The sequence below is a fragment of the Roseomonas sp. CAU 1739 genome (genome assembly GCF_039839775.1).
GTDB lineage: Bacteria > Pseudomonadota > Alphaproteobacteria > Acetobacterales > Acetobacteraceae > Neoroseomonas.
In genome coordinates, this window is record NZ_JBDOQQ010000028.1 from 21,532 (window position 1) to 39,664 (window position 18,133).

Sequence of the window (18,133 nt, forward strand, 5' to 3'; positions counted from 1 at the left end):
GTTTCGTCCCGCGGATCGTGGGCGCCGCACATCGGTGCGGCTGGCCTTGGCGCAGCGCACCGGCACGCTTGCGGCCCGAGGCGTGCGCCCCGCCGGCCGAAGCGGTGGCCGTGGCGGATGGCCCTCCGCCAAGCCGGCCTCAGGCCCGCGCGGGTGGGTCTATCACCAGCCGCGCGATCAGCGCCTCGGTATCCGCCTCGTGCAGCGCGCCATCCAGCAGCAGATGGGTCAGGCCATGCACGAAGGCCCAGGCGCGCAGCGCGCCGTCCTCCGACCCCGCGACGCCGCTCAGCGCATCGAAGGTCGCGCGTGAGGCAGCGCGCAATTCGGGATGCGCTTCGGCCCGTGCCAGCAGCCCGCCGAACATCAGTCGGAAGCGGCCCGGCCGCGCGAGGGCGAAGCGCACATAGGCGCGGCCGCGCGCACCCAGCCCACCCTGCGCCCCGGCGTCCGCGAGCGCTGCGCCGAAGTCGCGGAAATGCCGCACCGCGAGCGCGGCCAACAACGCCTCCTTGTCGGCGAAATGGCGATAGGCGGCGGTGGCCGAGACGCCCGCGGCGCGCGCCGCCTCCCGCAGGCTGAGCGCGCCGTCGCCGCCCTTCTCGACCAGCGCGTCGGCGGCATCGAGCAGCGCCGCGCGCAGGTCACCGTGATGGTAGGGTCGATTCGATGTTGACAATGTTAACACCAGGCTGGATGTTTATGCCGTCAACATGCGGCGCAGACGGCGCCCTGTCCATGGAGTTCCCCCGCCATGAAGGCTTATTTCCGCGCCCACCTGCCGCTGCTGCCGAAGATGTTCTATCTGGCCGGGCTCCTGCTCGGTTGGGCAGAGGCAGGGGCGGCGGGTGGTCTTGCTATCGCCCTGGCCCGCGCAGCCTCGCTGACGCGCCGCCGCAGCTGGCGCCCTTTCGAACTGGCTGTCATTCCGGCGCTTGCGCTGATCCTGGCCGGCCATCTGGTCCCTGTGCCGGCGCTGGAACGCCACGCCCTCGTGCTGCTGTTCGGCTTCCTGGCCGCGGGTGCTGCGGTCAGCCTGGCCATCGGCCGGCCCTGGACGGCGGATATCTCGGCCGCCGACCACCAGGGGGCCACCGCGACGCCCCTGTTCCTGGCGATCAACCGGCTGCTGTCGGCGCTCTGGGCCGGAATCTTCGCTTGGCTGGCGCTGGCCGGGCTGCTCGACGCACCGGGCTGGCTGCGCTGGGGGCCGCTTGCCCTGGGTGCGGCTGCCTCGGTCCTCGGCCCGCGCCTGCTGGTCCGGCGCGGCCTGCATTCGATGATCCAGGGTGAGGAGGCTCGCTGGCCGGCCCCCGCCCTGCGCCGGCCGGCCGCCGACCCGGTGCGCATCGTCGGCGCCGGGCTGGGTGGGCTGACCGCCGCCGCGCTGCTGGCCGATGCCGGCATCCGCGTCAGCGTCCATGACCAGCACGACCTGCCGGGCGGCTTCGCCCATAGCTGGCCGCGGCGCGCGCGCGGCGTTGATCCCGTCACCGGCCAGCCGCGGCTGTTCCGCTTCGATTCCGGCGTGCATGACATCTCCGGCTGGCAGCCCGGCGGGCCTGTGCGCTCGGTGTTCGAGCGGCTGGGAATCGCCGATGCAGTGGAGATGCGCCGCCTCGACCATCGCTACTGGGATCATGGCGCGGTGTTCGACGTGCCGCGCGACTACGGTGCCCACATGGCGGCCCTGGCCGCCCGCCATCCGCAGGACGCCGCCGGCCTCGCCGCGCTGTTCGCCGAGATCCGCGCGATCTACGAGGCGATGTTCTCGACCGGGCAGGGCCGCGGCGGCATCCCGGGCACGCCGCCGACGCCCGCGGCGATGCTGGCCTTCTCGCGCGCCCACCCGCTGGCGGCCGAATGGATGGCGCGGCCCTGGGCCGCCTTCCTCGATCGCCACATGAAGGATGCGGCGGCCAAGGCGGCGGTGACCGCGCTGTCCGGCTACCTCACCGAGGACCCGGCGACCCTGACGGTGCGCCAGATGGTGCCGATCTTCGGCTACGCCTTGCATGGCGGCGTCTATCCGGTCGGCGGTTCCGGTCGCTTCGCCGAGGCGCTGGTCGGCGCCATCCGCACCCGTGGCGGCGAGGTGCATCTGCGCCAGCCGGTCGCGCGCATCGCGGTGGCAGACGGCCGCGCCAGCGGCCTGCTGCTGCGGGATCGGTCCGGTGAATTGCGCGCCGCCCCTGCCTCCGCGGTGGTGCTGAACGGCGACCCGATCCTGGCGGGGCGCCACCTGCTGCCGACCGGCGCCCTGGCGCCGGCGCTGGCCGAGGCGCGGCCGGCCTGTTCGGCGGTCGCGGTGCATCTCGGCATCGCCGGCACGCTCGACATGCCGCCCGTCCTGCATGCCCGGACGCGACTGGGTGACATCGCCATGGTCGCACCCTCGGTGGTGGACCCAGGCTGCGCCCCGGCCGGCCATGCGACGCTGGAACTGCTCGCCCTGCTGCCGCAGGACGAAGCGGCGTCCTGGATGCCTCCCGGCACCGACGATCCCACCGCGCTTGAAGCCTGGCGCCGCACGCCTGCCTATCGCGCCCGCAAGGTGGCGCTGGCCGAAGACCTCATCGCCCGCGCGGCGGAAGTGATCCCGGACCTCGCCGCGCGCATCCTGTGTCGCGCGGATGCTTCCCCGGTCACCTATGCGCGCTATGCCTGGACGGCGGGCGGATCGATCTACGGCACCAGTCGCACGTTGCCGACGAAGCAGCCATTGCCCGGCCTGGTCCTGGCCGGGGCGGCGACCCATGGCGCAGGGGTGGAGGCGGTCGTCATTTCCGGCGCGCTGGCGGCGGAAGCGCTGCTGCCGGGTCTGCTGGGTGAGGTGGCGCGGCCACGCCTGGCGGCGTGACGCCTGCGGGCCGTGGTCTACGGTCCGCCAAATCGTGATCACCGCAGGTGGAATCGCCGAAGGCGTGAATCACACGATCAAGCAAAGGCATGGAGCAGGAGGCGTGAGCGAAAGCGAACGGATCCTGCTCTAGCGGCACTCCAGCACGCGAATGTCGTAGACCGGGTGTTCCAGCATGTGCACGCCCGGCGCATTGGCGAACATCCAGCCGCGGAAGGCCGGTGGGCTGCCGGCTGCGGCACGGCTGTCGGTAATGTCCATCCAGGCAGCCGCGTCCGGGACTTCCTCCGGCGCGCGGCCCTGGCAGGCGCGCAGGTTGATGGTCAACGAGCCGAACGTCACCGAGCCGCCGACCCGTGCCTCCAGGATGGTGACGCGTGCCGTCACCTTGTCGAGCGCCTGCAGCCGCGCGCTGCGCATCGGCACCCATTCCTGCGCCGCGGCCGGCAGCGCGAACAGCGCGACGGCGCAGGCGCCAAGCATCGCGGCCCACCTCATGCGCGACGCTTCGGACTGTCGAGCCCGGCCACCAGGTCCGCCAGGATGCGGCGCATCGCGGCCTCGTCCACGCCCATCAGGACCGCGTCCTCGAAGACGTCCTGCAGCGCCTGACGGGCTTCCGCATGGTTCTCGGCGAGCATCTTGAGCTTCTCGCGGCAGGATAGCGGCTGGCCGTCGGCGCCCGGCCACTGGGTGGGGGCGGTCGCGGTCATCGCGGGGCAGACGGGGCAGGCGGAGTTGGCGCGGGCTGGGCCGGCTGGTCGCCGCCGCGGCCCTGGTTCATCTCCGTCACGCTGAAGATGAAACGGCCGAGCAGGCTTTCCAGGCTGACCGCGCTCTGGGTGATGGTGATCTCGCCGCCATCGCGGAGGAAGCGGTCCGACCCGCCGGGCACCAGGGCGATGTATTTGCCACCAAGCAGCCCCTCGCTCTGGATCTCGGCCGAGGTGTCCGAAGGCAACCGCAGCGTCGCATCGACGCGCAGCGTCAGCACGGCAAGGAAGGTCGACGGATCGATCCGCTGGCCGACCACCTGGCCGACCTTGACCCCGGCGATGCGGATATCGGCACCGGGGGCGAGGCCATCGATGCGGTCGAACCGCGCGGTCAGTGACAGGCCGCTGGTCGTCAACGCCCGCCCGCTGCCGGTGATGGCATAGGCAAGGAAGGCGATGGCCACGGCCAGCACCACGGCGCCGGTGAGGATCTCGGCAAGGCTGCGCTTCTGCATGTCGGGTCAGATGTCGGGGCTCAGCGCCCCGGCGTCCAGGCCTCATAGTCACCGGCGGTGGCGGGACGCTGGCCGCCGGCGGCATCGTGACCGGGCGGACGCCACGCATCGGGCGTGCCGGTCATGTTCGGACGGTGGTCCTTCTGCCAGGGCTTGCGCGGCGCATCCTGGTTCAGCGGGGCGGCGGTGGTGTGGTGGATCCAGCCCCACCATTCCGGCGGCACGGTGGTCGGGTCCGGCGCGCCGGCATAGGTGATGCGGCGCATCGGGCGGCCATAGGTGTCGCGGCGCGACCGCGCTTCCCAATAAGTGTTGCCGACGCTGTCCCGGCCGATGCGACGGCTGGTCAGGCGAATGAACAACTGGTCGAACATGGCCATGCGGCGCGCCCTTTGGCGGAATCCCGGAAGCCCCCCTGATGCCACAGCGCGCGGCCCGGCGCAAAGATCAGGCTATCCACAGGATATTGGGGGTCCATGCGCTTTTGGGCACAAGATGCGGCTTCCGCCCCGCGCCGACCGGGCATAGCATGACCCCATGGCAGGCATGATCGGCACTCTGTGGGATGGTGTGGCCCTTCGGCGGGAGCGCTGCGGCGCCGACCCCGACGCCGCGCCGCGCCCCATCGCTCTCCCCGCATCCTGGGATGACGGCGCCGCCGAGGCGCTGGCGGCCCTCGCCCCCGGCTCCGGCCCCGTCGTCTTCCCGACGCTCGCCGAGGGCTGGATCCGCCGCGTCACCACGCGCGGGCGTCGCCTCGGCCTGCTCGACAGTCCGGAGGAGGCGGACGACCTGGCCGCCGCGCTGCGCGCCCTGCTGCTGGCCCGTCGCGGCGCGCCCGGCCTCGAGGTCTGGCGTGATCGCAAGGAGGAAGCGCGCTTCGTGCTCAACCTGCCGGCCTTCCTCGATGCCGGCGGCGGCTTCGATGCGGCCGGTTACGCGGCGGCGGTCGGCTTGGCGGTGCGGGTGCTGGACATCCTTGGCCATGGTCGCGCGCCGCGGCTGCGCGTCGGTTTCGCTGACCTCGCCGGGCTGCTCGCCGCCTTCCGCCTGCCGTATGGCGAGGCGGAGGCGCAGGCGGTGGCAGCCGCCATCGCCGCCCTGACCCGTGGCGCCGCCGAAATGCAGTCCGGACGCCTCGCGGAACGCCACGGCGCCTTGCACCCGGTTGCGCTGATCTGGCCGGAACCGCCGGCCGAAACCGCCGTGCCCGGCCTCGCCGAGGCGGCGCGCGCCGCGCTCGATGCCGCTGCCGCCGCGCCCGGCCTGCGCCATGATGGCTGCGTCGCCCTGGCCCCGGCGGATGCGGTGGAAGCGCTGCTCGGCGCCGAGACGGCCGGCATGGCTCCTGCTTCCGGTGCCGTACGCCCGGCCCGCGATGCCGAGGGCCGCCTGGTGCTGCATCCGACCCGCGCGGCGCTGCGCGCCGGCGATGTGGCGGCCGCGCTGCTCGCCCCGCCGCCGCCCGGCGCGCGAGCGGCGATGGAGGCCGCCGTGCTGCCCTTCCTCGATGCCGCGCCGCCGGCCGCACCGGCCATCCCGGCCGCGCCGCAGGCACCGCGCCGGTCCGCCCCGCGGGCGGTGTCCGGCCCGGCCGCGCGGACTTGGCGCGTTGCCATCGGCGGCGCCCGCGTCGCGCTGCGCGCCGCCGAGGATTCGCGCGGCCAGCTGCGCGAGGTCGCCTTCAGCCTGCCGCGCGAGGGCGTGGCGACCCGCGCCCTGCTCGAAGCGGTGGCGCAGGCGGTCTCGCTCGGTCTCGGCCATGGCGTGCCGCTGGATGCCTTCGTCGATGCCTATGCCTACGCACCCGGCACCGGTGGCGAGGTCGAGGGCGATGCGGCGATCCAGCGCGCCACTTCGGTGCTCGACTGGGCGTTCCGGCGCCTGGCGTTGGAGTATCTCGGCCGCGCCGACCTGCCCGACCCGGCCGAGGAGGAGGTGCCGCCGCCCCTTCTGCTGTCGCAGCCGCCGCTGCTGCCGCTGGACCTGCCGGCGCAGCCCGCGCCGCGCCGCGGCCGCGTCATGCGCCACGCCGCCTGATTGCATTCTGCACGACACGAAGGACGAGAGACCCCATGGCCGGACGTATCGAACAGCGCCTCGCGGAGCTTGGCATCACCCTGCCCACCCCGGCGGTGCCGATCGCCAATTACGTGCCCTTCACCATTGCGGGGGCGCTGCTGGTCGTCTCGGGCCAGATCCCGCTGCGCGACGGCGCGGTTGCCTATGCCGGGAAGGTCAGCGCCGAGGTGAGCCTCGAGGACGGCAAGGCGGCGGCGCGGCTGTGCTTCATCAACCTGATGGCGCAGGTGAAGGCGGCGACCGGCGACCTGGACCGGGTGAAGCGCGTGCTGCGGCTGGGCGGCTTCATCGCCTCGCCGGCGGCCTTCACCCAGCATGCGGCCGTGATGAACGGTGCCTCCGACCTGGCGGTGGAGGTGTTCGGCGATGCCGGGCGCCATGCGCGCACGACGATCGGCGTGCCGTCCCTGCCGGCGGATGCGGCGGTCGAGGTCGAGGGGATGTTCGAACTCGCCTGACGACCCGACTCGGGCAGCGCCATCCGGCGCTGTTCGCGGCGCGGCCATGCCCGCACCGACGGCACTTGGAGCAGGATCCGCTCGCTCTCGCTCACGCTTCCTGTTTCGTGCCGTTGTTTGATCTCGTGATTCAGACTTCCGGTGCATTCGCACCCACGGCCATCACGCTTTAAGCCGAGCCCGATCAGGTGATCCCATCCGATCGGGCGAAGATGCTCGCGAAGACAATGGGCCTGAGACGGTGCGAACGGAAACGTCTCCGGCGGCCAACCTGAATCGGGGATTGCGCGCCAGGCCTGAAGCGTATCGCGCGGCGCGGATAGCGCTGCCGCCGACAGCCCCGTTCGTCACAGAAGCCGCGCGTCAGCGCGAGTATCGTCTTTATTCATACAAGTCTCGGATTTGAACGCCCCGCCCTAACTCCTTGGCTTTGGCCGAGGTTGCGGCGGGTGCTGGTTCGCATGTGATCGAGTTGCAACGCCCGAAACGAAATTCTCGTTTATGGATTGCCAACCATCCTCACGATATGGTGATATATACCCGAGATTGCGAAAGGGGGACTGCATATGTCGGATATCGGGTTTCGTGACGCTCGAAGCCACTCACTGGTGCAGAACCATGGCCTGTCGCCGGAAGGCCGCTGGGCCATGGCACTCGGTGTGGTTGCATTGATGATCGGTCTTGGTGCTGCCGCGGGCGGCGCCTTCATCGGCTTCGGCGCGACTGCGCGCATGGTCGCCCTGCCGGCTGGGCTGCCGGCGGTGGAGCCGGAGACGGTGGCCATCTTCATGTCCGCTTGCGGCGCCCTGACGATGCTGCTCGGCGTGATCAGCATCTACAAGGCGAACGATATCTGACGGGGGGCGGGCCTGCCGCCCTTGGGGGAGGGCGGCAGGCCTCATGGGGCGTCGATCCTGGCCGCGAGGTCGGCGGGATCGCCGATCCGGTAGCTGGTCCAGCTGCCCCGTGAATCGAGCGCCGTCAGCGCGGCATCGATCGGCACCTGGTTCAGGGTGCGCGTGGCGGCAATGATCCCGTAGTCGCGCATCTGCACCGCCGGTCGAATCACGGGGCGCAGGCAGGCACGCGGCGACGCCTGCAACAGCACCGCGTGGAAGGCCGATCCGGCAAAACCCGACACCACGTCGGCCGCGGCGAACAGGCCAGCCTGCTGCATCACAGGCAGCATCTCCGGCCGCAGCACAGTCCAGCCACGGCGGGTGAGCAGGTCCTCGACCGCCGCTTCGCCCTCGATCCGCCCGAAGGTGGGCGGCAGATGCGCGCGCGACAGCCAGATCCGGCCGCCGGGCGCATCGGCTGGGCCGTCCAGCCTGCTCAGCGCTGCCGCCTGGTCCGGATGCAGCCATTGCATCGTCCGGAAGCCAGACTCGGCGACGACGATCTCCTCGGCCAGTGCCGGCTGGCGCAGGATCACATGCCGATGCCCGCCGAGCCCGACCAGCCGCAGCAGCTGCCCGATCCAGCCCGGCCAGGTGGCGTGGGGAACCGGCAGGTCGATCCAGTGCCAGACCACGGGCAGTTCCGGGTGTCGCTGCAGAAACCACAGGCGCGACAGCGCTTCGAGCAGGAAATGGCCGAAATGGTTCATCGCGACGCCGCCATAGGCGGTCGGTCCGCGCAGCCTGGCGCCGGGCGGCGGGCCCGCGGTGTCAGGGCGGCACCAGCGATGCGCGAAAGCGTCCAGGAACTGTCCGTCCGGCCCTGCGGCGCCAAGGCGATAGGTGCCGTCCGCCGCGCGCCGGATCGGCTGCAGCGCCACGGCACGATGCGTGTCCTGGCCCAGCGGGGCGAGCGGCGGTGGCGGCATGAGGCAGACTGACCGCGCCCGGTACCGATGCGTCAAGCCGGGGGGTCCTTGCGCCGAGGCGTGGCTGCGCGACATTGCAGGGGATGGCCGATGGACCCGCCCCGCTTTCGCTCACCCTGCATCGGCGCATCGCGGAGATCCGCGCGGCTGACTGGGATGCCTGCGCCGGGGCAGACAACCCCTTCGTCAGCCATGCCTTCCTCTCGGCATTGGAGGACAGTGGCAGCGCTGTGCCCGAACGTGGCTGGCTGCCCCAGCACGCCGCCCTGCGCGACGAGGCCGGCACGCTCCTCGCCTGCGCGCCCTGCTATGCCAAATCCCATTCCCAGGGCGAATACGTCTTCGACCATTCCTGGGCCGATGCGATGGAACGCGCCGGCGGTCGGTATTATCCGAAGCTGCAGGTCTGCGTGCCGTTTTCCCCGGTGCCAGGGCCGCGCCTGCTGATCCGCCCCGGCGCCGAGGTGCCGCCGGGCGCGCTGGCCCAGGCGCTGGTGCAGGGGTGCCAGGCGGTCGGGGCGTCCTCGGTCCACGCCACCTTCTGCACCGCCGATGAATGGACGGCGCTGGGCGAGGCCGGCTGGCTGCAACGCCTCGGCACCCAGTTCCATTGGACCAACCCGGGCTATGGTTGCTTCGACGACTTCCTGGGCGGGCTGGCCTCGCGCAAGCGCAAGGTGCTGAAGCGGGAACGCCGCGACGTGCAGGCGAGCGGTCTCGTGCTGCGCTGCCTGCGTGGCGCGGAGATCACCGAGCGCCACTGGGACGCCTTCAACCGCTTCTATCGCAGCACCACGGACAAGAAGTGGGGGCGCAGCGCCTATCTGACCAAGCGCTTCTGGCCGATGCTCGGTGACCGGCTGGGCGATGCGGTTGTGCTGATGGTGGCCGAGCGCGACGGCGTGCCGGTGGCCGGCGCGCTGAACCTGGTGGGCCGCGACGCGATCTATGGCCGCAACTGGGGGGCCACGGTGGACGTGCCCTTCCTGCATTTCGAACTCTGCTACTACATGGCGATGGACTTCGCGATCGCGCAGGGCATTGGCCGGGTCGAGGCGGGCGCGCAGGGCGAGCACAAGATCCAGCGGGGCTACCTGCCGGTGCCGACCTATTCCGCGCATTGGATTGCGCATCGCGGGTTGTCGGATGCGGTGGCCGATTTCCTTGCTCGTGAACGCCCGGCGATGCTGCGGGAGATGGAGATGCTGGCGACGCTTTCCCCCTTCCGGCAGGCGGGCGACGCGTAGAAGCGCCGGTTAGGCGGCATGCGCGACGCGCGATACGCTGCCGCCCGTGCGCCTCGCTTACCTGCAACTCGCCCTGTCCATGGTGCTGACCGGCGCCAATGTCGTCGTCGCCAAGCTGCTGGCCGAGGCGCTGCCGATCGTGCTGATCATCTTCCTGCGCTGCGTGCTCGCCACGGCCGTGCTGTTGCCGCTCGCCCGGCGGCTGGATGGGCCGGTGCGCGTTGCGCCGATGGTCCTGGGCAACCTTGCGCTGCAGGCGGTGTTCGGCACGGCGATCTACAATGCCAGCCTGCTGACTGGGCTGCGGCTGACCACGGCGCTGGAAGGCGGGCTGGTGCTCGCGACGCTGCCGGCGGTGGTCGCGATCGGCGGTGCCCTGCTGTTGCGGGAGGTGCTGCCGCGCCGCCAATGGGCGGCCGTCGCACTGGCGGCGAGCGGGATGGCCGCGCTGACCCTGGCGCGCGCGGCGTCCGGGCAGGGCGGGTCGGTGCTGGGCAACCTGCTGGTCTTCGGCGCGGTGCTGGGGGAGGCCGCCTATGTGCTGCTGGCGCGGCGCATCGCCGGGCGGGTACCGGTGATCACCGCGACACTGTGGATGCAGGCATTCTCGGCACTGGCGCTTGCACCTTTCGCGCTGCCCGGGATCGGCGGGGCGATGGCGCTGACCTCGCCATCGCTGGCGGCGCTGCTGGTCTTCCACGCGCTGACCGCGAGCGTGCTGAGTGTCTTGTTCTGGTATGCCGGGCTCCGGCGCGTGCCGGCGGGGATGGCCGGGATCTTCACGGGATTCCTGCCGGCGACCGCGGCGCTGGTGGCGGTGAGCCTGCTTGGCGAGGCTTTCACGGTGACGCATGGGGTGGGTTTCGCGCTGATGATGGGCAGCGTGGCGGTGGCGACCTGGCCGCGACGGGGCAACACGCGGTGAAGGCCTGGCTGTCGCTCTCCCTTGCGGAATTCACCGCGCTGTCGGCGCGCGATGTCGCCGCGCGGCTCGCCTATGCGCAGGCGGCGCGCCACGCGACCTTGGAACTGGCGCAGCGCCATGCCTGGGAAGCCGAGGCCGTGCTGCTGCACGCCGCCCTGCGCGAGGCCGATCCGTCCTGGCGCGTCCTGTTCGAATGCGACCTGCTACGGCTGGAGAAGCGCGCGGATGTGGTGATCGTCACCGACCGCGCCATCCTGGTGCTGGAATTCAAGCACGGCGCCCGCGCCTTCGCGGCAGCGGATCTGCGGCAGGCGGAGGACTACGCGCTCGATTTGCATGATTTCCATGCCGGCAGCCGCGCGCATCCTGTAGTGCCGGTGCTGGTCGCCACCGATGCCGCACCGGCGCGGTTCGATCCGCCCTTGATCTGGCACGGCGTGACGCCGGTGCTGTGCGGCAACGGCGCGCAGCTCGGCGCCTTGATCGGGTCCGTGCAGGCCGGGATTGGAACGCCCGACAGGCCGCTGGTCGCGGCCGATTGGGAATGCGCTGCCTATCGTCCCGTGCCGACCGTGCTGGAAGCGGCGACGCTGCTCTATCGCCGCAACTCGGTCGCCGAGATCGCGGCCGCGCGCGCCGACGCGCCGAACCTGACGCGCACCGCCGCCGCCATCGCGCGCGTCATCGGGCGGGCACAGGCGGAACGCGCGCATCTGGTCGTCTTCGTCACGGGTATTCCCGGCGCGGGCAAGACGCTGTGCGGGCTGAACGTGGTGTTCGGTGCGCTGCGATCGCATGGTGCGGCCTTCCTGTCCGGCAACGTCCCTTTGGTCACCGTGCTGCGGGAAGCGCTGGCGCGCGATGCCGCGCCGTCCGGTGGCCGGACATTGCAGGCCGCACGTCGCCAGGCACAGACGGCATTGCAGAACGTGCATCGCTTCCTGGAGCAATACGTCATCCATGCCGACCACATCCCCGAAGCGCGCGTCATCGTCTTCGATGAGGCTCAGCGCGCCTGGGATGCCGCGCAGGCGACGCGCGACACCCAGCGCCGGGTCAGCCGCCTGACCATGAGCGAGCCCGGCCATGCGCTGCAGATCATGGGCCGGCACGATGGCTGGTCGGTGATCGTCGCGCTGATCGGTGGCGGGCAGGAAATCAATACGGGGGAGGCGGGTCTCGCCGAATGGGGTCGTGTCATCGCAGCCGATCCGCGCTGGCGTGCCGTCGCGGCACCGCGCGTGACCAGCGCGGCGGACCCGGCCCAGCGCCTCGCTGACGGCGCGCGGCCCTGGCTCACCTTCGATCCCGATCTGGACCTGACGGTGCCAATGCGCAGTGTGCGCGAGGTTGCCGGCAGCCCCTGGGTGGATGCCGTGCTGCGTGGCGAGGCAGCCGAAGCCGCCGCGATCTCCGCGGAGGCCGGCGGTGTTCCCTTCCTGCTGACGCGCGACCTCGGCGCGCTGCGGGCCGGGCTGCGCAACTTCGGCCGCGGCCTGCGGCGCGCCGGCCTGGTGGCCGCCGCCGGCGCCCGGCGCCTCAGGGCGGATGGCCTCGGCGTGCAGGTGCCCGAGGTGGCCGACTGGTTCCTCAATCGCTGGCCCGACATCCGCTCCTCGGAAGCGCTGGAGACATTCGCCACCGAATATGACTGCCAGGGTCTGGAACTGGATGTCGTGGGCCTCGCCTGGGGCGGCGACCTGGTGCGTGCGGCCGATGGCTGGCGCCCGCGCCGCTTCGCCGGCGACCGCTGGTTCCACGTCCGCAGCGCCGAGGAACGCCGCTTCATCCTCAACACCTATCGCGTGCTGCTGACGCGGGCGCGCTACGAGACCATCATCTGGGTGCCGCGCGGCAGCGCCGCCGGCAACCCCTTCCACGACGCCACGCGCGATGCCGCCGAGATGGACGCGATCGTCGATTTCCTTCTCGACTGCGGCGCCCGACCGCTGGAGGCCGCACCGGCGGCCCCCGCGCGCGCAGTGGCGCCGACGCTGCTATGAAGATCGCCATGCGCCCATTGCTGATCGCCCTGCTGACCCTGCTCGCCCTGCCCGTCGCGGCGGATGAATTGAAGATCGCTACATGGAACATCGCCTGGCTGACCACCAAGCCGGCCGGGCATCCCGACCTGCCACGATCCGTCCGGCCGCGCTCGAATGAGGAATTCGCGCGCCTGCGCGCCTATGCCGACCGCCTGGCCGCCGATGTCGTGGCCTTGCAGGAAGTGGACGGCCCGCTCGCCGCCGCCCGCGTCTTCGATGCCACGCGCTACGACTTCCACTTCCCCGCCGAGACCGACACGCAGCGCGCCGGCTTCGCCTGGCGGCGCGGATTGAACGTTGTGCGCAACCCGGATCTGATGGCGCTCGACCTCGCGCCCAATGCACGGTTCTCGCTGCGCCGCGGCGCCGACATCACTGTGCGGGATGGGGATGCACCACCGATCCGGCTGCTGTCGGTGCATCTGGATGGCGGCTGCGCCTGGGATCCCATCCGCCAGCCGAATTCGCGCGACTGCCAGAATCTTGGCCGCCAGGCGGAGATCCTGCGCGACTGGATTGCGGCGCGCCGGGCCGAGGGCGTTGCCTTCGCCATCCTTGGCGACTTCAACCGGCGGATGGAACGCAACGACGAATTCATCGCCGTGCTGTCCGAAGCCGCGCCGCTGACGCGGGCGACGCAGGGCTTCTCCAACCCCTGCACGGCCAGCGGCGGCGGCGCGCGGCCTTTCATCGACCATATCCTGCTTGGCGGTGCCGCCCGCGACTGGCTGGTGCGCGACAGTTTCCGTGTGCTGGTCTATGCCGAACGCGACGCCGCCATTCGCGATCGCATCTCCGACCACTGCCCGGTCAGCGTGCGGGTCGATCCGCGCTGATGGCCTCGACGCCGGGCTTCGCCCGCATCACCCTGCCGCTCGCGGCAATCAACTTCCTCAACCAGGGCAACCGCGCGCTGGTGGCGACGATCGGCCCGCTGCTGGCCATCGAGTTCGGCCTGTCGGCAGCCGAGCTTGGCCTGCTCGCCGCCTGCTTCTTTGGCGCCTATGCGGTGGCGCAACTGCCGATCGGCGTGGCGCTGGACCTGCACGGGCCGCGCAAGGTGCAGAGCACGCTGGCCCTGGTCTCGGCGGTTGGCTTCCTGGTCAGTGCGGCGGCGCCCGATGTCTGGGCCCTGGCGATCGGGCGCATCATCTGCGGCTTCGGTCTCGCGGCGGGGCTGATGGCGATGCTGAAGGCGAACACGCAATGGTATCCGAAGCACCGCGTCGCGGCGGTGACCGGGGCGGGGCTGTTCCTGGCCGGTATGGGCGGGATGTCGGCGACGGTGCCGGTACAGTGGGCGCTGCCACTGCTCGGCTGGCGCGGCATCTTCGTGCTGCTGGCAGTGCTGGCGGTGGCCGCTTCGGTGTGGATCCGCATCGCAGTGCCGGACCGCCCGCCCGGCGCGGTGGTGCCGCAGCGCCGTTCGCTGGTGCATGAGATGGGCGAATTCGGCCGCATCTTCCGCGATCGCGCCTTCCTGCGCTTCCTTCCGGCGGTGATGGTGCTTTCGGCGCTGAACTTCACCTACCAGGGGCTGTGGGCGGGGCCGTGGCTGCGCGATGTCGGCGGGCTGGCGGATGGGCCGCGCTCGGTCGCGCTGCTGATCTACGCCATGGGCCTCGTGACCGGGTCCCTGGCGACCGGCCAGGCGGCGTCCTTCGCGCAGGGGCGCGGCTTCTCGCCGATGTTCGTGCCCTATATCGGTATCGCCGGCGTGCTGGCGGCGCAGGCGGTGCTGGTCGCGGCCACGCCGTCCGGCTTCTGGCCGGTCGCGGTGACGTGGTTCCTGTTTTCCTTCTGCGGGTCGGTCGGCGTGATGGGCTATGCCGCGATGGGGCAGGGGTTCCCGCCGGAACTGCAGGGGCGTGTCGCCACGGCGATCAACTTCTCCATGCTCGTGCTGGTCTTCGCGCTGCAGACCGGGATCGGGGCGATCCTCGACCTGTGGCCGCGCCAGCCGGGCGGCGGATGGGACCCGGCGGGCTACGCCGTGGCGCTGTCGGTGACGTTCCTGTTGCAGGCACTGGCCGCGCTGTGGATCGTGGCGGCACCAAGGGGGAAAGCCGGATGATCAGCAAGCGCGTCGACAAGATCCTGGACCAGTTCCGCGTCACCTCGGGCAAGGGGTTCCGGCTGAAGGACGTCGATCCGGCGGATACCGCCGGCCTCGACCTCGAGAAGGACCATGCTGCGGAGTTGCTGAAGCAGGGTGTCGAGCGCCTCGCCGAACTGCAGGACAAGCTCTATGCGCAGGATCGCTGGTCGGTGCTGTGCATGTTCCAGGCGATGGACGCGGCGGGCAAGGATGGCGCGATCAAGCACGTCTTCTCGGGCGTCAATCCGCAGGGCTGCCAGGTGCATTCCTACAAGGCGCCGAATGCGATGGAACTCGACCACGACTTCCTGTGGCGCCATTCCACCGCGCTGCCCGAACGCGGCCGCATCGGCATCCACAATCGCAGCTGGTATGAGGAAGTGCTGGTGGTGCGCGTGCATCCCGAATACCTCACCGGCCAGAAGCTGCCGCCGCGCCGTGTCGGCAAGGACATCTGGGCGGAGCGGCTGGAGGATATCGCGGCCTATGAGCGGTATCTCGCGCGGCAGGGCACGGTGGTGCTGAAGTTCTTCCTCAACGTCAGCAAGGCGGAACAGAAGAAGCGCTTCCTGTCGCGCATCGAGGAGCCGGAGAAGAACTGGAAGTTCTCCGCTAACGACGTGGCGGAACGCGCGCATTGGGACGCGTATATGGCGGCCTATGAGGCGGCGATCCGCGGCACGGCGACGAAGCTGGCACCGTGGTACGTCGTGCCGGCCGACAACAAGTGGTTCACCCGCCTGGTCGTGGTGGCGGCGATCGTGCAGGCGCTGGAAGATCTGGACCTGCACTATCCTCGGGTGACCAAGGCGGAGCAGGCGGCGCTGGCGGTGGCGCGCAAGGCCCTGGTCTGACCGCGCCGCTGGCGGCGAGGGCCTCGGCGATCGTCGCCCGGGCCTGCGTCAGCGCGTCGCGCGGTATGCCGGGCCGGCCGTCGATGAAGTCGCAGAAGCGCGCGCATTCCACCAGCGGATTCGGCTCGCTGTGTGGATGTGCGGCCCAGAAGGCATCCATCACGTCGCGCAGCCCGGGGCCGATGGCGCGGCACAGATCCGTCAGATGCATCGCCACCGGCGCCAGCCGGTTGGCGCGATAGACCATGCAGCCCAGTGCCAGGCCCGGCTGCGCCAGGAAGCCGGTCAGCCGTCGGCGCTCCACCTCGGTCAGGTCATAGCCGGCGAGCCACGCCCCGGGGTCGCCGCGGGCCGCCCGCACCCGCGTGGCGGAGGCGACGAGGTCGGCCATCGCCTGCTGGAATTCAGCCAGCACGGGCCACCTCCCGCACGCAGGAATCGGCGAGGCCCTGCATGCGTTCCAGTTCGGCGATCAGGCCCGGCAGCCCGATCTCGGGGAACCAGGTCTCGTGGAACTCGAAGATGATGGCGCGCAGGCGCGGGAAGCGCGGCGCCCAGCGCACCGCCAGGTCCCACACCGGATCGGGCGTGCGGCCGCAATGGCTGTCGCTGTAGAAGCCGCCCATCTCGTCACCGCCGGCGAGGTGGATCTCGGTGACCGCCGCCGGGTCGAGCGCGGCGAGCCAGGTCTCGGCCGGCGTGCCGCCATTCCGTTCGGTGACGTAGAGGTTGTGCAGGTCGAGCAGCGTGTCGCAGTGCCCCTGCGCGTGCAGTCGCGTGAAGAAGGCGGGCTCGCTTTCCTCCGCCTCCGGCACCTCGGCGAAGTTCGCGGCGTTTTCCATCGCCAGCGGCGCGGCGCCGATCGCATCGCGCAGCCGTGCAAGTTTGGGGGCGAGCACCGTCATCAACTCCGCCCCGCAGGCAACCGGCAGGCCAAGCCCGGCCTGCGCGCCCGGCACGGACCCGCGCGGGGTGAGGAAGACGGACAGGTGCTCGCTGTACCAGGCGAAGCCGAGGCGCCGCGCCAGTTTGGCGACCTGGTCGAGCATCGCCTCGTCGACCGGCAGGTCCGATGGCAGCGACAGGCCGAGCCCGTGCCCGGATAGCGGCCTGTCGCCCAGCGTGCGGCGCAGCAGCGCGATCGGCTCCTCCGCCAGGATGAAGCGGCCTTGCCCGGCTCCCGTGCCGAGGTCGTGCCAGAGGCGGTCGGGGATCACCTCCAGGCAATCCACCAGAGACGGCGCCGCCGCGACGATGGCCGGCACCGCGGGGTTGTGGAGCAGTCCGACCAGGGGGCGGCGGCGCATGGCGAGGCGCTCAGCGTCCGATCTGGGCGCCGGATTTCAGGTCGATCTGGATCACCTCGTTGAACAGGTCCTCCAGCACCACCTTCACGCGGCCGGACAGGCACGGGCAGCCAGTGATGTCGCGGATGCGTTCGATGATCGGCTTGTGGAGGATGGCGAATTCGCGGTCGCCGATGTCGCGCGGGACGGCGACGGAAATCGTGGCCGAGGCGAATTCAGGGTCGCGCTGGATACGCATCTTGGCCATGCGGGCAAGCTCGGACATGGGGGTTCCTCTCGGATGAGCCGACTTTTGTCGGCACGAGGAACGCTAGGCCGGTTGTGTTGCTGCCGAAGTGATATTCCGTACAGTTGATAAGAAAACCCTGATCACGAAAAATGAGAGAGTGTAGTCTCCATCATGCACGTTTTGCGGGTGGTTCACGCTGCGCCGTCAGGTCAGCACGATCGCCGCCTGCCAGTAGGGAAGCAGGTGGAAGAACGGCACCGGTTGCGTGAAATGGCCCAGCGGGTCGTTGATCGTCAGCAGCGGTGCAGGCCCAGCCGGCGTGGGCATCCAGGCCATGCCGCGCAGCAGCACGACATGGCCGCTATACGGCGTCATGCGCACGGCGAGGATCACCGGCCGTTCATCCGCCAGCATCCGGTACAGCGCGATCGGATCGACCGGCGATGCGATCAGCGAGGCCGCGCCGCCGAACCGTGCGAGCAGCGCCTGGATCTGCTGCAGGCCCCCGGTCGTCACGCAAGCGCGGGCGTCGCCGCAGCAGCGCTGGGCCGACGCGCCGAAGGCCGCGGCCACCAGGGCGCATTGCGGTGGGGAGTCGCCACGCCGCCAGGTGATGATCTGCTCGGCCACCGCAGCCCAGCACCAAAGCGGGGTCTGCTGCGCGATGTTCGCGATGCCGAGGTCGATGGGCGGTGGCATGCCGGGCTTGGCGCGGACGGATGCCGGCATCAGGCCGGCCGCAGCGGTGGCGAACAGAAGGCGGCGGTTCATCGCGTGCTCCTGGCATGGTCCGGAGCGACCATGGGCGGCAGCGATCAGGGGGCGCTATGCAGCGTTTCCAACCTGCTATCGGCGCGGCGTGTCGGGCCGGAGCGCCGAACCACAGGACCGGGGCATCACCGGCGCCCGGCTTGTCGGGGCCGTCGGCATGCCGGCTGTGATGCGGAACGCGGTCATCCACACCGCGTT

General features: G+C 71.0%; 19 protein-coding genes. 10 read left to right on the forward strand and 9 right to left on the reverse strand.

Features of this window, described 5'->3' with window-relative positions; genetic code table 11:
- Positions 1-139 precede the first annotated feature (139 nt).
- Positions 140-688 (reverse strand): TetR/AcrR family transcriptional regulator, encoded by a 549-nt coding sequence (locus tag AAFN86_RS27595; protein ID WP_347546839.1) that lies wholly within the window; start codon positions 686-688, stop codon positions 140-142.
- Positions 689-754: 66 nt separating this feature from the next.
- Here AAFN86_RS27595 and AAFN86_RS27600 point away from each other — a divergent pair, with 66 nt between their 5' ends.
- A complete protein-coding gene (locus AAFN86_RS27600; protein WP_347546840.1) occupies positions 755-2,860 on the forward strand; it encodes an NAD(P)/FAD-dependent oxidoreductase in 2,106 nt (701 codons plus the stop codon).
- A 129-nt stretch (positions 2,861-2,989) separates the two neighbouring features.
- On the opposite strand, the gene AAFN86_RS27605 is transcribed toward AAFN86_RS27600, so the two are convergent.
- From AAFN86_RS27605 to AAFN86_RS27620, 4 genes are read right to left on the reverse strand one after another with little or no spacing between them, the layout of a single operon-like run.
- The gene (locus tag AAFN86_RS27605) at positions 2,990-3,358 is read right to left on the reverse strand and encodes a DUF2155 domain-containing protein (protein WP_347546841.1); all 369 of its coding nucleotides are present in this window, start codon (positions 3,356-3,358) and stop codon (positions 2,990-2,992) included.
- On the reverse strand, positions 3,355-3,573 hold the full coding sequence (locus AAFN86_RS27610) for a hypothetical protein (protein ID WP_347546842.1): 219 nt from the start codon (positions 3,571-3,573) through the stop codon (positions 3,355-3,357). The genes AAFN86_RS27605 and AAFN86_RS27610 overlap by 4 nt, the downstream gene beginning before the upstream one ends.
- Complete coding sequence (gene mlaD / locus AAFN86_RS27615) at positions 3,570-4,091, reverse strand: outer membrane lipid asymmetry maintenance protein MlaD (protein ID WP_347546843.1); 522 nt, start codon at positions 4,089-4,091, stop codon at positions 3,570-3,572. The genes AAFN86_RS27610 and mlaD overlap by 4 nt, the downstream gene beginning before the upstream one ends.
- Before the next feature lie 20 nt (positions 4,092-4,111).
- Positions 4,112-4,471, reverse strand: coding sequence for an NADH-ubiquinone oxidoreductase subunit NDUFA12 family protein (locus AAFN86_RS27620; RefSeq protein ID WP_347546844.1), 360 nt, complete (start codon positions 4,469-4,471; stop codon positions 4,112-4,114).
- Positions 4,472-4,628: 157 nt separating this feature from the next.
- Here AAFN86_RS27620 and AAFN86_RS27625 point away from each other — a divergent pair, with 157 nt between their 5' ends.
- The 3 genes from AAFN86_RS27625 (at position 4,629) to AAFN86_RS27635 (ending at position 7,488) form a co-directional block, all read left to right on the forward strand.
- The gene (locus AAFN86_RS27625; protein ID WP_347546845.1) at positions 4,629-6,131 is read left to right on the forward strand and encodes a hypothetical protein; all 1,503 of its coding nucleotides are present in this window, start codon (positions 4,629-4,631) and stop codon (positions 6,129-6,131) included.
- A gap of 35 nt (positions 6,132-6,166) precedes the next feature.
- Complete coding sequence (locus AAFN86_RS27630) at positions 6,167-6,631, forward strand: RidA family protein (protein ID WP_347546846.1); 465 nt, start codon at positions 6,167-6,169, stop codon at positions 6,629-6,631.
- A 608-nt stretch (positions 6,632-7,239) separates the two neighbouring features.
- Positions 7,240-7,488: a hypothetical protein gene (locus AAFN86_RS27635; protein WP_347546847.1), complete on the forward strand. Its 249-nt coding sequence runs from the start codon at positions 7,240-7,242 to the stop codon at positions 7,486-7,488.
- Positions 7,489-7,529: 41 nt separating this feature from the next.
- On the opposite strand, the gene AAFN86_RS27640 is transcribed toward AAFN86_RS27635, so the two are convergent.
- A complete protein-coding gene (locus AAFN86_RS27640; protein WP_347546848.1) occupies positions 7,530-8,459 on the reverse strand; it encodes a glycosyltransferase 61 family protein in 930 nt (309 codons plus the stop codon).
- A gap of 83 nt (positions 8,460-8,542) precedes the next feature.
- On the opposite strand from AAFN86_RS27640, the gene AAFN86_RS27645 reads away from it, so the two are divergent.
- The 6 genes from AAFN86_RS27645 to AAFN86_RS27670 are packed head-to-tail and all read left to right on the forward strand — an operon-like array spanning position 8,543 to position 15,628.
- Positions 8,543-9,706, forward strand: coding sequence for a GNAT family N-acetyltransferase (locus tag AAFN86_RS27645; RefSeq protein ID WP_347546849.1), 1,164 nt, complete (start codon positions 8,543-8,545; stop codon positions 9,704-9,706).
- A gap of 46 nt (positions 9,707-9,752) precedes the next feature.
- Positions 9,753-10,631 (forward strand): DMT family transporter, encoded by an 879-nt coding sequence (locus AAFN86_RS27650; protein WP_347546850.1) that lies wholly within the window; start codon positions 9,753-9,755, stop codon positions 10,629-10,631.
- Positions 10,628-12,634 (forward strand): DNA/RNA helicase domain-containing protein, encoded by a 2,007-nt coding sequence (locus tag AAFN86_RS27655; protein ID WP_347546851.1) that lies wholly within the window; start codon positions 10,628-10,630, stop codon positions 12,632-12,634. Before AAFN86_RS27650 ends, AAFN86_RS27655 begins: the two co-directional genes overlap by 4 nt.
- Positions 12,635-12,642: 8 nt before the next feature.
- A complete protein-coding gene (locus AAFN86_RS27660) occupies positions 12,643-13,512 on the forward strand; it encodes an endonuclease/exonuclease/phosphatase family protein (RefSeq protein ID WP_347546852.1) in 870 nt (289 codons plus the stop codon).
- Positions 13,512-14,750 (forward strand): MFS transporter, encoded by a 1,239-nt coding sequence (locus AAFN86_RS27665; RefSeq protein ID WP_347546853.1) that lies wholly within the window; start codon positions 13,512-13,514, stop codon positions 14,748-14,750. Before AAFN86_RS27660 ends, AAFN86_RS27665 begins: the two co-directional genes overlap by 1 nt.
- Positions 14,747-15,628 carry a polyphosphate kinase 2 family protein gene (locus AAFN86_RS27670; protein ID WP_347546854.1) on the forward strand — a complete coding sequence of 294 codons (882 nt, stop codon included), beginning with the start codon at positions 14,747-14,749 and terminating at the stop codon, positions 15,626-15,628. Before AAFN86_RS27665 ends, AAFN86_RS27670 begins: the two co-directional genes overlap by 4 nt.
- A gap of 404 nt (positions 15,629-16,032) precedes the next feature.
- On the opposite strand, the gene AAFN86_RS27675 is transcribed toward AAFN86_RS27670, so the two are convergent.
- The 3 genes from AAFN86_RS27675 to AAFN86_RS27685 all read right to left on the reverse strand — a co-directional run bounded on the left by AAFN86_RS27675 (position 16,033) and on the right by AAFN86_RS27685 (position 17,935).
- The gene (locus AAFN86_RS27675) at positions 16,033-16,935 is read right to left on the reverse strand and encodes a DUF692 family multinuclear iron-containing protein (RefSeq protein WP_347546855.1); all 903 of its coding nucleotides are present in this window, start codon (positions 16,933-16,935) and stop codon (positions 16,033-16,035) included.
- 10 nt (positions 16,936-16,945) lie between these two features.
- Positions 16,946-17,200 carry a hypothetical protein gene (locus tag AAFN86_RS27680; RefSeq protein WP_347546856.1) on the reverse strand — a complete coding sequence of 85 codons (255 nt, stop codon included), beginning with the start codon at positions 17,198-17,200 and terminating at the stop codon, positions 16,946-16,948.
- A gap of 168 nt (positions 17,201-17,368) precedes the next feature.
- Positions 17,369-17,935, reverse strand: a complete 567-nt coding sequence (locus AAFN86_RS27685; protein ID WP_347546857.1) for a papain-like cysteine protease family protein — start codon at positions 17,933-17,935, stop codon at positions 17,369-17,371.
- Between the last annotated feature and the right edge of the window lie 198 nt (positions 17,936-18,133).